Source organism: Pseudomonas sp. PGPR40, assembly GCF_022014505.1.
Taxonomy (GTDB): domain Bacteria; phylum Pseudomonadota; class Gammaproteobacteria; order Pseudomonadales; family Pseudomonadaceae; genus Aquipseudomonas.
Genome location: NZ_JAKLSP010000015.1, coordinates 93,995 through 107,688, shown reverse-complemented (window position 1 = coordinate 107,688; position 13,694 = coordinate 93,995). Strand labels below are relative to the sequence as shown.

Annotated in this window: 12 protein-coding genes; 4 read left to right on the top strand and 8 right to left on the bottom strand. The window is 59.7% G+C overall.

Annotated features, from left to right (window positions below):
- Positions 1–13: 13 nt before the first annotated feature.
- From MEB48_RS14775 to MEB48_RS14750, 6 genes are all read right to left on the bottom strand, one after another.
- Positions 14–1,441: a di-heme oxidoreductase family protein gene (locus tag MEB48_RS14775; protein WP_237884895.1), complete on the bottom strand. Its 1,428-nt coding sequence runs from the start codon at positions 1,439–1,441 to the stop codon at positions 14–16.
- 249 nt (positions 1,442–1,690) lie between these two features.
- The gene (locus MEB48_RS14770) at positions 1,691–3,034 is read right to left on the bottom strand and encodes an imelysin family protein (protein ID WP_237884894.1); all 1,344 of its coding nucleotides are present in this window, start codon (positions 3,032–3,034) and stop codon (positions 1,691–1,693) included.
- Between the two features lie 218 nt (positions 3,035–3,252).
- The gene (locus tag MEB48_RS14765) at positions 3,253–5,301 is read right to left on the bottom strand and encodes a putative bifunctional diguanylate cyclase/phosphodiesterase (RefSeq protein ID WP_237884893.1); all 2,049 of its coding nucleotides are present in this window, start codon (positions 5,299–5,301) and stop codon (positions 3,253–3,255) included.
- A gap of 401 nt (positions 5,302–5,702) precedes the next feature.
- Positions 5,703–6,299: a superoxide dismutase gene (locus tag MEB48_RS14760; RefSeq protein ID WP_007898423.1), complete on the bottom strand. Its 597-nt coding sequence runs from the start codon at positions 6,297–6,299 to the stop codon at positions 5,703–5,705.
- 176 nt (positions 6,300–6,475) lie between these two features.
- Positions 6,476–7,078: a LysE/ArgO family amino acid transporter gene (locus MEB48_RS14755; protein WP_008069553.1), complete on the bottom strand. Its 603-nt coding sequence runs from the start codon at positions 7,076–7,078 to the stop codon at positions 6,476–6,478.
- 5 nt (positions 7,079–7,083) lie between these two features.
- A complete protein-coding gene (locus MEB48_RS14750; protein ID WP_095051376.1) occupies positions 7,084–7,485 on the bottom strand; it encodes an ACT domain-containing protein in 402 nt (133 codons plus the stop codon).
- A gap of 96 nt (positions 7,486–7,581) precedes the next feature.
- Here MEB48_RS14750 and MEB48_RS14745 point away from each other — a divergent pair, with 96 nt between their 5' ends.
- The 3 genes from MEB48_RS14745 (at position 7,582) to MEB48_RS14735 (ending at position 10,515) form a co-directional block, all read left to right on the top strand.
- Positions 7,582–8,475, top strand: a complete 894-nt coding sequence (locus MEB48_RS14745) for a LysR family transcriptional regulator ArgP (protein ID WP_237884892.1) — start codon at positions 7,582–7,584, stop codon at positions 8,473–8,475.
- A 61-nt stretch (positions 8,476–8,536) separates the two neighbouring features.
- Positions 8,537–9,529 carry an NAD-dependent epimerase/dehydratase family protein gene (locus tag MEB48_RS14740; protein ID WP_237884891.1) on the top strand — a complete coding sequence of 331 codons (993 nt, stop codon included), beginning with the start codon at positions 8,537–8,539 and terminating at the stop codon, positions 9,527–9,529.
- A gap of 116 nt (positions 9,530–9,645) precedes the next feature.
- A complete protein-coding gene (locus tag MEB48_RS14735; RefSeq protein WP_237884890.1) occupies positions 9,646–10,515 on the top strand; it encodes an ATPase in 870 nt (289 codons plus the stop codon).
- A gap of 141 nt (positions 10,516–10,656) precedes the next feature.
- On the opposite strand, the gene MEB48_RS14730 is transcribed toward MEB48_RS14735, so the two are convergent.
- Complete coding sequence (locus MEB48_RS14730; protein WP_237884889.1) at positions 10,657–12,174, bottom strand: MDR family MFS transporter; 1,518 nt, start codon at positions 12,172–12,174, stop codon at positions 10,657–10,659.
- A 245-nt stretch (positions 12,175–12,419) separates the two neighbouring features.
- On the opposite strand from MEB48_RS14730, the gene MEB48_RS14725 reads away from it, so the two are divergent.
- A complete protein-coding gene (locus tag MEB48_RS14725; protein WP_237884888.1) occupies positions 12,420–13,331 on the top strand; it encodes a helix-turn-helix domain-containing protein in 912 nt (303 codons plus the stop codon).
- 9 nt (positions 13,332–13,340) lie between these two features.
- On the opposite strand, the gene MEB48_RS14720 is transcribed toward MEB48_RS14725, so the two are convergent.
- The gene (locus MEB48_RS14720) at positions 13,341–13,562 is read right to left on the bottom strand and encodes a hypothetical protein (RefSeq protein ID WP_237884933.1); all 222 of its coding nucleotides are present in this window, start codon (positions 13,560–13,562) and stop codon (positions 13,341–13,343) included.
- Positions 13,563–13,694: the final 132 nt, after the last annotated feature.

Below are 13,694 nucleotides of genomic sequence, written 5' to 3'. Positions count from 1 at the left end.
GAAGGAATACGTATTAAAGGGAATTCAAAAACGCCAGCAACGCCGCGCGCTGCTCGGCATTGAAAGACAAAACCTGTTGCTGCGCCGCCTGTGCCTCGCCGCCATGCCAGAGCACGGCTTCGAGCAGGTTGCGGGCGCGGCCGTCATGCAAGAACTGGGTGTGGCCATTGACCGTCTGCGTCAGGCCGATGCCCCACAACGGCGGCGTGCGCCAGTCGCGGCCGCTGGCCTGAAACTCAGTGCGGTTGTCGGCCAGGCCGTCGCCCATGTCATGCAGCAGCAGGTCGCTGTAAGGGCGAATCACTTGATTGGCCAATTCAGGTTCCGCGGCGTTGGCGGCGGTGGTGTATTGAGGGGTATGACAGGATTGGCATCCCGCCTGGAAAAACAGATTCTTGCCGGCCAGCACTTGCGGCGCGCCGACATCGCGACGGGCCGGCACCGCGAGGTTACGACTGTAGAACAGCACCAGGCGCAGGATGTTATCGCTGACTTCCGGCTCGCCATCCGGGCCATTGCCGTTGGGCGCCTGCTTGCAAGCGGTTTGCGCGTCGGTGCAGTCATCGGTGAGTTTCAGGCTGGTCGTGAGGCCCATGTCACCAGAGAACGCGTGAACGTTTTGTTGATTGAGGTTCGGTTGCCCGGCCTTCCAGCCAAATCGGCCGAGGACGGTTTTCTGCTGCGCGTCGTCCCAGACCCGGTTCGGGCGTCCGGCGATGCCGTTTTTCTCCCGGGCCTGAGCCTCGGCGTTGGCCAGAATGGCTTCGTCGGGAATCGCTTCAAGCAAGCCCAGGCCAATCATCGGCGGTGCGATGCGCGCCGAGAAACGCGTGTCGGGGTGCATCGGGCCGTAGCCGAGTTGAGTGATCTGCAGGGTCGGCTTGCGCAACTCGACTTCGCTGCCGTCCTTGAAACGCACCGGGACCGGCGTGTAATCGATGCGCACCTTGCCTTCCGGGACGACGCCGGGCACCGACATGTCCTGGAACTGGCCGCCGTAGACCGGCTCTGGCACCACGCCCAGTTGTTCGATGACCTTGGCGTAGGCCGGCGCATCAGGGATCGACAGGCGCACCAGCATTGACACCGCATTTGGCGCATCGGGCGCGGGCGGGTGACCGCGCCCATCCTTGATGTGGCAATTCTGGCAGGCGTTGGTATTGAACAACGGGCCGAGGCCATCGCGGGCAGTGGTGGTCGACGGGGCAATCACCCAAGGGCTGCGAAAGAAACTGTTGCCGACGCTGAAATCGACTCTCCGTGACGGCGGCAGATTGGCGGACGGCAGGGAGAATGCGTTCTGATCGGTCTTGCGCACCGTCGCACTGCCACCGGAGCGGGCTTCACCGGGTTCGGCCTGGGTAAAACGCGGGGCGTCATCGCAGGCACTCAGGCCCAGGGCCAGCAACAGAGCGGACAAGCGAAGAGGCAGCGAAGGCATCGGACATCCTGCTAGGCGAGCAAAACAAGGGCGCAAAGTCTAACAGGGCAGGGGAGTTTGAATAAGAGGAATTATCGTTTGGTTGATGTGGGGCAACTGATCGTTCCCACGCTCTGCGTGGGAATGCAGCCCGTGACGCTCTGCGTCACATCAACAGCCGAACGCGGAGCGTCCGTTGAGGCATTCCCACGCAGAGCGTGGGAACGATCGGCGACCCGAAGATCGCCTTTTTCATTCAGCCAGCGTTGATCAGAACTCGTGATCAGCGTTGTCCGGGTTCAGGTCGCTGATGCCCAGTTTGCCGGCGGCCGCTTCGATCGAACCGGTCTGCTTGACCAGCGAGGCGATGGCATCGCGCACGACCTGGTTGCCAGCGGTGTTGCCGGCAGCGATCAGTTGGTCGTAGTGCTCACCCTTGTTGGCGTGATCGACCATGACCTGCAGCTTGGCTTCGGTCGCAGCCAGGTCGGCTTTCAGTGCGGTGTCGGCTGCCGGATCGGCTTTGGCGACCAGCGACGACAGGCTGGCGCCGGTCATTTTGCTGCCGTCTACGCGGGTGTATTCGCCCAGGTACACGTTACGCACGCCTTTGGCGTCGTAGAAGTGCGAGTTGTGGGTGTTATCGCTGAAGCAATCCTGTTCGTCTTCCGGGGAATTGGCTTCCAGGGAAACCTTCATGCGCTCGCCCGCCAGTTCGCCCAAGGACAGGCTGCCCATGCCGAACAGCATTTTGCGCAGGCCGGTTTCAGCCGGTTCCGCTTCCAGGGTGGCGCGGTAGTTGTCAGCCACGTTCGGCTTCCAGTTGCCGACCATTTCTTGCAGGTCATTGACCAGCAGTTGGGTCACGGACTTCAGGTAAGCGCGACGACGATCGTTGTGACCGCCGGTAGCGCCTTTGCCTTCCAGGAAGTCGGTAGCCGGACGGTTGCCAGCGCCAGGGCCGGTGCCGTTCAGGTCCTGGCCCCAGAGCAGGAATTCGATGGCGTGGTAGCCGGTGGCGACGTTGGCCTCGGAACCGCCCAGCTCGTTCAGACTGGCGAGTTTTTCCGGGGTGATTTCTTTCACGTCGACCTTGTCTTCGCCCACCTGAACCTGGGTGTTGGCGATGATGTTGGCGGCGGCGCCCGGGTTACCCAATGCGTGCTCGTAGGATTTGTCGACATAGTCGATCAGGCCTTCATCCAGTGGCCAGGCGTTCACTTGACCTTCCCAGTCGTCAATGATGGTGTTGCCGAAGCGGAACACTTCGCTCTGCAGGTAAGGCACACGGGCCGCGACCCAGGCAGCCTTGGCGGCTTTCAGAGTGTCGGCGTTCGGCTTGGCGAGGAATGCGTCGACGGCGGTTTGCAGGGTTTTCGCGGTGGATTCGGCGTCGCTGTAAACGGCGAAGACGATGTCGGCGTAATGCGCAACCACAGCCTTGGCGGCGGCTTCATCGACTTTACCGGTAGCGGCAGGCACAGCCGGGGCAGCGGTGCTGGCGGCCGGGGTCGGCGCTTGTGGAGCGGCAGCCTTGTCTTTGCCTTCGCCGCAACCGGCGAGGGAAATAGCGATGGCCAGCAGACTGGCGGTGGCCAGAGGCATACGAATCATGGCGAACATCCTGCTTCGGTGATTGATGGACGCGCGGGGCGCGCGCAAAACTGCGACATAATGCAAATCTTTCGCATTATGTGTAAAGGGTTGTGCTTGTAAATATTTCTTATTCGCGCGGGAGTTGTGTCGTAGATCAAGAGATCGCAGCCTCGTTTCACTCGACAGTTCCTACTGTAGGAGCAGTCGAGTGAAACGAGGCTGCGATCTTTTGATCTCTACAAGATAACTGCATTACTGCGCTGGGCCTGCTTCAGATAAGCGCTCAATTCCCGTGCCGGCAGCGGTTTGCTGTAGTGATAACCCTGACCTTCATGGCAGCCTTCGGAAATGATGTAAGCCTCTTGCTCGGCGGTTTCCACACCTTCGGCAATCACCTGCATGCCCAGGCTCTTGCCTAGCTGGATGATGGCGCGAACGATGGTCGCATCATCGTCGTCATCGAGCAGATCTTGAACGAAGCTTTTGTCGATCTTGATCTTGTCCAGCGGCAGGCTTTTCAGATAGCTCAGTGATGAATAGCCGGTGCCGAAGTCGTCGATGGCGATCAGCGCGCCGGAGCGACGCAGGCTCAACAAGTGCTGGGCGGCGGTGCTGATGTCTTCCATCAGGCCGGTTTCGGTCACTTCCAGTTCCAGGCTGCGCGGTGGCAGGCGGTACATCTGCAGCAGGTTGTTGACCACCCGCGGCAACTCGGCGTGGTGCAATTGCACGGTGGACAGGTTCACCGCCATGCGCAGATCGAAACCCTGATCGTGCCATTCGCGCAATTGTTTGCAGGCCTGATCCAGCACCCATTCGCCGATGGCGATGATGGTGCCGTTCTGCTCGGCCAGCGGGATGAACAGATCTGGCGGTACCAGCCCATGTTCGGGATGCTGCCAGCGAATCAACGCCTCGACGCCCACCACGCAATGATCGCGGTAGCTGATCTGTGGTTGATAAACGAGGTAAAACTGATCGCGGATCAAGGCATCGCGCAGGTCTTTTTCCAGCTCGCGGCGCCGACGCATTTCCGTGTCGACACTGGCGATATAGAACTGATAGCGGTTGCGCGAGCGAGTCTTGGCCAGGGTCATGGTCTGCTCGGCTTTTTGCAGTAACTTCTCGGTGCTGTCACCGTCTTCGGGGAACAAAGTGATGCCGATGGTGGCGCGCAGGCGAATTTCCTGATGATCGAGGGCGAACGCCGCTTCCAGATCATCGAGAATGCTTTGGGCCAGTTCGGCCGCTTCATAGGGTTGTTCGATGTCGGCCTGGACCAGTGCGAACTGATCGCCACCCAAACGGGCCAGGGCGCCGAGGCGACCGCTGTGGGCCCGCAGGCGATCGGCCAGGGCCAGCAGCAATTGGTCGCCGGTCTGATAGCTGAACTGTTCGTTGATGCCTTTGAAGTCATCGAGCCCGACACACAGCACCGCAACCCGACGCTGCAACTTGCCAGCGTCGACGAGGATTTTGTCCAGTTGTTGCTGTAATTGCTGGCGATTCGGCAAACCGGTGAGGAAGTCGTACTGGGCCATGCGCAGCAGACTGTTTTCCGCTTCGTGGCGCAGGTGAGTGTTGCGCTCGATGGATTCAAGCAACTGGTTGGCGGTGTTGATCCAGACTCCCAGTTCGTTTTGCTCGTGGCCCTTGAGCTGCGGAATCTTGTGGGCGCTGGGCCGGTCCGGGTTGATTTCGGTCAGGTGTTCGATAATCCGCGACAGCGGTTTGGTCAGCAGCCAGTGATAGACCAGATACAGCACCAGGGCCATGGCCAGGGCGCGTAATACGCCAGAAATGAAGATGATCACTGAGCTGACAATGAAGCCCTTGCCGTAGGTGGCGGTGTCGAGAGTAATGCTCAGGTCGCCGTAGTACTCGCTGTAGGGCCCGCGGCCCACCAGTTGGGTGGTAAAGGTGCGTTCCTGGCCGAGGATCAGGTCGGTCAGCCAGCGGCTGTTGGAGTGCTGCAGTTCACGGGTTTTTTGCGCAAGCATGGCTTCGTGAGGGTGGCCGATGGAGGCCATGCGCACGGCATCGTCCTGAAACAGGCCTTCGATCACCTGCATACCCATTTCCCGGTCCAGGCTGTAGACGGCCTGGGTCGACGGGTCACGGAACATATCGAGGATGCGCTGAGCATCGTTAGCCACGGCCTGGCGTGTTTTATAGGCATCGAAAACGATCTGCGCGCAGCTCAAAACCACGCCGACGATCAATGCCGACAGGAGCACGACCCGAAGCAACTTCACCGACAAGCTGTTCTTGAGTTCCAGCTTCAAAGGGTTATTCCTTGTTCCGTGCGGGTAGCGTCAAGTGGCCATGAGTATTGGCAATCCCGTGATGTCAGTCAAAGGGACAATCCAACCCAGGGGATTTTGCCGGTAGCTTGGCGGATATGCTGTTGTTTGGAGTATTTGCCCTATTAACACTGTGTCGGTTGTTGGGGGTCTCAACTTGAGGGGAACGGGACAATTTTTCCTTGTGGTTGATGTTAGACCGCTGTGGTGTGAGGGCAAGAGGGCGAATGCCACTCGCATTGTGGGAATGTTCCCTCCAACTGTAGGAGCGAGGCTTGCCCGCGATGGCGGCCTGACAGCCGACCATTCTTCTACGGCTATACCCATTTATCGACCCCATAAAAAAACCCGGCAAAAGCCGGGTTTCTTGACTGGCGCGAAGCTTAAGCGGTGAAGGTTTTGCCTTCGAACTGCTCAGCCACGAACTTCCAGTTGACCAGGTTCCAGAACGCTTCGACGTACTTCGGACGAAGGTTGCGGTAGTCGATGTAGTAAGCGTGTTCCCAGACGTCGCAGGTCAGCAGCGGGGTGTCGCCGCTGGTCAGCGGGTTGCCGGCGCCGATGGTGCTGGCGAGGGCCAGGGAACCGTCAGCCTTTTTCACCAGCCAGCCCCAACCGGAACCGAAGGTGCCGATGGACGTTTTGCTGAACTCTTCCTTGAACTTGTCGAACGAACCGAACGCTGCGTTGATGGCATCAGCCAGCGCGCCGGTTGGTTGACCGCCGGCGTTTGGCGCCAGGCAGTTCCAGTAGAACGTGTGGTTCCAGACCTGAGCGGCGTTGTTGAAGATACCGCCCGAGGAAGTCTTGACGATTTCTTCCAGGGTCTTGCCTTCGAACTCGGTGCCTGGCACCAGGTTGTTCAGGTTCACGACATAGGTGTTGTGGTGCTTGTCGTGGTGATATTGCAGAGTTTCCTCTGAAATGTGCGGCTGCAGGGCATCGTGTGCGTAAGGCAGCGGCGGCAATTCGAAAGCCATGATGATACTCCTAATCAGGTCAGTTGCGGTGAGCGCAAGGCCGATCACGGGCGGCCAGACATGCGCCGGGGAGTTTGTACTCTTTGCGGCGCAGGGATCGGATCATAGCACCGGGGGTGCGGCATAACCACGCAACAACTGTGTGGAATAGAGGTTCCAGAGCCTTTTGGAATAAATCACCCGGCGCTGATTAACTGGAACGCTACAGTGAACATCATGACGGCCACCAACAGGTCGAGGATTCGCCAGGTGCTCGGCCGTGCCAGCCACGGCGCCAGCCATGCCGCGCCAAGGGCCAAAGTAAAAAACCACAACAATGACGCACTGGCCGCGCCCACGACATAAGCACCGGGTTCGGTTTGTTGTGCGCCGAGGGAGCCGATCAGCAACACGGTGTCCAGATAAACGTGCGGGTTGAGCAGCGTCACCGCCAATGCACTGAGCAGCACCGCCCGCAGTGAACGTACCGTCTGATTCTCACCCTGCTGCAGGCTTTGTTTCGAGCAGGCCCGACGTAACGCCAGGCTGCCGTACCACAGCAAAAACGCCGCGCCGCCCCAACGGGCGATGGCCAGCAGGGTCGGGTTTTGCGCCAGCACCGTCGCCAGGCCGAATACCCCGGCGGCCACCAGCAGCGCATCGCAGGTCACACACAGCGCCGCCACCGGCAGGTGATGTTCACGCCGAAGGCTCTGCGCCAGCACAAACGCATTCTGGGTGCCGATCGCCATGATCAGCCCCGCGGCCACCAACAGGCCGTTCACATAGCTTTGCCACATACGTTTTACTCCGCGTTGGACGCCAGATCCCGCAGTACCTGCAGGGCGCGTTCGGCATCGGCCTGGCCGACGAACAAATGGTCGTGGTAATAGCCGGCGATTACGTTGCAACTGATGCCGGCCTGGCCCAATGCCGTGGCGAACGCGGCGGTCAGGCCGACGGCTTCGAGGGCCGAGTGCACGTTCAAGGTGATCCATGCGGCGACGTAGTCGAAGCTGAAACCGGCTTTCTCAGCGTGGGAACGTTGCAGAATCACCGTCAGACCTTCCCGCTCGCGAAAACTGCCAACAATCTCAAGGCCCTGGGGCAACTTGCCGTCGCGCAACGTACAGAACACGTATTCGCCGTCGTTGAGTTGCGGGCGCATGCTGCGCAGCAGGGTTGCCAATGACGTTTCGCCAGCCATGTCGGTGATCCTTGTTCAAGAGTTCTTGCTGGCCATTCTCCGGTTGAAGGCTGTATAAGAAAAACCAATAGTACTGATCGCCCATTAGGAAAACTGATGTTCGACTACAAATTACTTTCCGCGCTCGCCGCTGTAATCGAGCAGGCCGGATTCGAACGCGCCGCGCAGGTGTTGGGGTTGTCCCAATCGGCCATCTCCCAGCGCATCAAACTGCTGGAGGCACGGGTCGGCCAACCGGTGTTGGTACGGGTCACTCCCCCGGCGCCGACGGAGATTGGCCGGCGATTGCTCAACCATGTGCAGCAGGTGCGATTGCTTGAACGTGATTTGCAAACTCTGGTGCCGGCGCTGGACGAAGAAGGCCTGCCGGAACGCCTGCGTATCGCTCTGAATGCCGACAGTCTTGCCACGTGGTGGGCCGAGGCGGTGGGGGACTTTTGCGCGGAACAACATTTGCTGCTTGATCTGGTAGTGGAAGACCAGACCGTCGGCCTCAAACGCATGCGCGCAGGCGAAGTGGCGGCGTGTGTCTGCGCCAGTGAACGGCCAGTGGCCGGTGCGCGCAGCGTTCTGTTGGGGGCGATGCGCTACCGTGCGATGGCCAGCCCGGCGTTCATTGCCCGGCATTTTCCCGACGGTGTGCGCGCGGATCAGTTGGCCAAAACCCCGGCCCTGGTGTTTGGTCCGGATGATTTCCTACAGCATCGCTACCTCGCATCCCTCGGTGTGGACGGCGGTTTCGAACACCATTTATGCCCATCGTCCGAAGGGTTTCTTCGTCTCACGGAAGCAGGGCTTGGCTGGGGGCTGGTGCCTGAATTGCAGGTGCGCGATCAACTTGAGCGCGGAATCCTGCAAGAGCTTTTGCCAGATAAGCCGATCGATGTGCCGCTGTACTGGCATCATTGGCGCAATGGCGGTCAGCTGTTGGGGTTACTCACCGATCAATTGGTGCGCTCGTCGAAGCAATGGCTGGTGCCGTTGGACTGACGGGCAGCGTCAAGACCTCACGCCATACGCAAAACGCAAAACGAAATATTCGGAGCAATTCATGAAGATTCTGGTCACCGGCGCAAGCGGCTTCATTGGCGGACGCTTTGCGCGTTTCGCCCTGGAGCAGGGCCTGGACGTGCGGGTCAACGGTCGCCGGGCCGAGAGCGTCGAGCATCTGGTGCGCCGTGGCGCCGAGTTCATTCAGGGCGACTTGAGCGACCCGCAACTGGCGCGCGACCTGTGTTCAGACGTCGAAGCCGTGGTGCATTGCGCCGGCGCAGTGGGTTTGTGGGGGCGGTATCAGGACTTTTATCAAGGCAACGTCGAAGTCACCGAGAATGTGGTCGAGGCCTGTCTGAAACAGCGGGTTCGGCGCCTGGTGCACTTATCGTCACCGTCGATCTACTTCGATGGCCGCGATCATTTGGGGTTGACCGAAGATCAGGTGCCCAAGCGCTTCAAGCATCCCTATGCGGCGACCAAATACCTGGCCGAGCAAAAAGTCTTCGGCGCGCAGGAATTCGGCCTCGAAACCCTGGCCCTGCGTCCGCGTTTCGTGACGGGCGCCGGCGACATGAGTATTTTCCCGAGATTGCTGAAAATGCAGCGCAAAGGGCGGTTGGCGATTATCGGCAATGGCCTGAACAAGGTCGATTTCACCAGCGTGCAAAACCTCAATGAAGCGTTGCTCAGCAGCTTGTTGGCCAGCGGTTCGGCCTTGGGCAAGGCCTACAACATCAGCAACGGAGCGCCGGTTCCGTTGTGGGATGTGGTCAATTATGTGATGCGCCAAATGGATGTCCCACAGGTTACCCGTTACCGTTCCTACGGTTTGGCCTACAGCCTTGCCGCGCTCAACGAGGGTATGTGCAAGCTGTGGCCGGGGCGTCCCGAGCCGACCCTGTCGAGGCTGGGCATGCAAGTCATGAACAAAAACTTCACCCTGGACATCAGCCGCGCACGGCATTATCTGGACTACGATCCGAAAGTCAGCCTCTGGACCGCCCTCGATGAATTCTGCGGCTGGTGGAAGGCTCAGGACATTCGCTGACACACACGGGCGGCCCGTTACTGAACCGAGTTCGGGGTTCAGGGTCAACCGGTGCGGCAGCGGGGGTATACTTCGCCGCATCAAGCCATCACCGCGTTCCACAAAGGTTGATCCTAATGCCCATGCGTAACGATGCCAACGACGACTTCGACGATGTCCCGAGCCTGCGCGCCGACAGCCTCGATGACGATGATTTTCCGACCACCACTCGCACTTCCGTGCATTCGCGCACCACACCGGTGGTCAAGGTCAAAGGCCCGAGCACTGGCCCTCTGTGGGCATTGGTCGGCGCATTGTTCTTTGCCTTCGCCGGCCTTGCCTGGTGGAGTTTTCAGCAGATCTCCCTGATGGAACAGCAACTGGTGGCGACCCAGGAAAGTTTCGCGCGCATCAGTGAGGAAGCGGCGGGGCGCTTGCAGGACATTTCCGGCAAGGTCGTGGCCAGTCAGTCCAACGTCAACACCGGCAGTGAAGCGTTGAAGCTGCAAATCAAACAGCTGGAAGGCAAACTCCAGGACCAGAGCAAACAGCTGGAAAGCAAGCTTCAGGACCAGAGCAAACAGCAGCAAGGCGTGCTCGGCCAGACCTCCGAGCTGGACAAGCGTCTGGCGCAAATGACCGCGCAAGCCACCGAACAACAAACCGTCAATACTCAGTTACAGGCCCAGGTCAAAGCCTTGAGCGGCGAACTGGCCGCGTTGAAGAACGCGTCGGACGATACCAGCCAATTCGACGCCCAACTCAAGAGCCTGGGCGCTGACATCGTCGCGCTGAAGAAACAAGGCAACCCGAGCGCCGCCATCGAGCGCCTGGAGCAAGACATGATCGTGCTCAAAAGCCAACAGGACAACCGCCCGGCCGGCGCACAAGGTGGCACCAACACCGCCGAGTTCGACGCCTTCCGCGGCCAGGTCACCCGCAACATCAACACCCTGCAGGCGCAGATTCAGAATCTGCAGCAACAGCTGCGCGCCCGGCCTCAATAGCCCGATGTAGAGAGGGAGGTGTGGTTGATCGTTCCCACGCTCTGCGTGGGAATGCAGCCCGGGACGCTCTGCGTCCCATTGGAACGCGGAGCGTCCCTTGAGGCATTCCCACGCAGAGCGTGGGAACGATCGGTCGGAGGGTTAGCGAACCGTATCCTCCCGCCCCCGCAACACTCTGTTCGGCATGGCAATCGCCGCCGCCAGCCCCAGCAGCGACACCGCCGCGCTGACCATCAGCAAATGCCGGAAGGTCAGCAGCAGCTCAGCGCGCAAGGCGTTTTGTGCATCCCCCGGTGCGGCGTTCAAACCATCGAGCAAGACATTCCCCGAACGGCCCTCGGCAATCAGCGACGAGCCGGCCAAGTGAGCGAAACTCGAATCCTGCAACAACGCCAGCAGCAGCGCCGACATCAACGCCACGCCCACTGCACCGCCCAGAGAGCGGAACAGATTGGTGGTGCTGGTGGCGACGCCGATGTCCCGTTGTTCCACCGAGTTTTGCGTGCCCACCAACGAAGTCGGGAACTGCATGCCGCTGGCGATGCCGCTGAGCAACATGAACAGGCTGCTCAGCACAAACGCCTGAGGCGCACTGAACGCCATGCCGAGAATCGAAAACGGCATGAGCAGGGCGCCGGTCAGGATCATCGGTTTGTAACGACCGGTCACCGAGGTCTGGCGTCCGGCGAAATACGCGCCTATCGGCAAACCCATGGCCAGCGGCAACAGATGCAACGCAGCGCTGTCGGCCCCGGCGCCGGTGACGCTCTGAAAACGTAGCGGCATCAGCACGATCAGGGAAATCGCCTGGAAACTGGTGAAAAAAATCGTGCACCAGCAAAGGATCGCACTGCGGTTGGTGAACAAATGCAGCGGCAGCAACGGTTCCCGCGCCCGCCGTTCATGCCAGACGAACACGGCCAGCACCACCACCGCACAACCGAGCAACCCCGACACTTCGGTGCTGCGCCATAAATGTCCTTGACCAACCTGAGTAATGCTCAGCAGCAACGCCGTAAGGCCAATGATCATCAGCAACGTGCCGAAGTAATCGATGATCGGTTTGCGCTGCGGCACTGGCAAACCCACCAGCGTACGGTGGGCCACCAGCCAGGCACCCAGGCCCAACGGCAGGTTGATCAGAAACACCCAGCGCCAGGACAGGTATTCGGTCATGTAGCCACCGAGAACCGGGCCGGCCACGCTGGCCACCGCGTACATGCTGCTGAAGTAACCTTGATAGCGACCGCGTTCACGGGGTGGAACGATGTCGCCGATGATCGCCTGGCTCACCGAAATCATCCCGCCGGCGCCAATGCCCTGGAGGATCCGCGCCAGCACCAATTGCTCCATGCTTTGCGCCATGCCGCAGAACAAGGACGCCAGGGTGAACACTCCCATGCCGAACAGCATCAACTTGCGGCGGCCATACAGATCGCCGAGTTTGCCGTAGATTGGCACCGCCACGGTCATCGCCACCATGTACCCGGAAATCACCCAGGCCAGCAGGCTGACATCCTTGAATTGCGCGGAAATGGCCGGCATCGATACGGCGACGATGGTCTGGTCCAGCGCGCCCAGAAAGATCGCCAGCATCAGTGCAACAAGAACGCTGCGAATAGCCGGTTTGGGCGTTTCAGGCTGGTTGAGATTGGTCACGGGTAAGACCTGCGGGCAGTAATGGACCCGCAGCAGGCAAGGCGAGCGGGATGCTCGTCAGTGTAGATCGGTAGGAGGCTATTCGATAGCCTCGTATGGAAGCCGTGAATGATTTTGATGAATCGAGTACTTGCATTTTTCACTTGCGAGTCTGTCAATTGAAGGGGAAAACTGAGCCGATACCTGTACATTCTGCCAATCGGTGCGATTATCGCCCCGTTACCCTCGAGGCCTGGATTGAAGTGATGAACAAGCCTGACCTGCCATCGATTCCGGTGTTCAAACTTTACGGTGAAAGCCTGGACTGGCCGACCCCTGATTTGTTGCACTGTGAAACCATTTCCAAGCGCAGCCGCGAACATCAATGGGAAATCAAACCCCACCGCCACGCCGATTTGTGTCAGTTGCTCTTCGTCTTCAAAGGTCAGGCAGAGCTTGAGATCGAAGGTAAACGCTCCCGATTGACTGAGCCGGCCATTCTGATTCTGCCGCCGTTATCGGTGCATGGTTATCGGTTTTCCGAGGACGTCGAAGGGTTCGTCGTCACGCTGGCCGCGCCGCTGATCACCCACCTGCAAGCGCAACTGGGCCATTCGGTGAACGCTCTGGCACAGGCCGAAAGCTACCCGGCGGGCAAGGACAGCGAATACCTCAACAGCCTGTTTTCAGCGCTGCAAAGCGAGTACACCGGCCATCAACCGGCGCGGGAAATGCTCATGCATTCGCTGGTCAGCGTGATCATGGTGTGGGTCAGCCGTCAGGTGATTCAGCGCCAAACCGCCAGTCAGCGCCCACAGCGGGCCCGGGAATACCTCAACGGTTTTATTCAGCTGGTGGAAGAGACCTATCGCCAGCACGTCAAGGTCGAGGATCTGGCTCATCGGCTGGGAATTTCCGTGTCCCACCTCAACGGCACGTGCCGTGAACTGGCGGGGCAACCGGCGTTGCAGATCATGCATGAGCGTCAATTGCTGGAGGCCAAGCGCTTGCTGACCTACACCAGCATGACCATTTATGAAATGTCTGACGTGTTGGGGTTTTCCGATCCGACCAACTTCACGCGCCTGTTCAGGCGTCGCGTGGGAATTTCGCCCAAGGCCTTTCGCGACCGCTTGAAAGCCGATCAGGACCATGCCGATCAGGACAGTGAAACCTGAACCCCTTCATTACCGGAGGGCGTTGAGGGTCGCGTTGTGGGGCATACAGCGCTCGAAGTTGCAGCTTGCGAATTCACGGGGCACTTGTCGCAACTGCTCGACACGCCAGGCGGCCGTGCCATACAGCGCCAGCGTCGCCGCGCAAGTGATGAAAATGGCGAGGTATCTTCTTGTTTTGATGTTCATGGCGTTGACCTCTGAACGAATACCTTGCGGTACTGCTTTGAGCATAGGTCAGCGCCGGTGAGTTGCCAGCAAGTCCGGTTTCGCGGTTAACGCGATATTCAGAACACTGATATCCCTGTAGGAGCTGACTTGCCAGCGAAGGCGTCCGTCACATTCTGCATATGTGCTGACTGACCC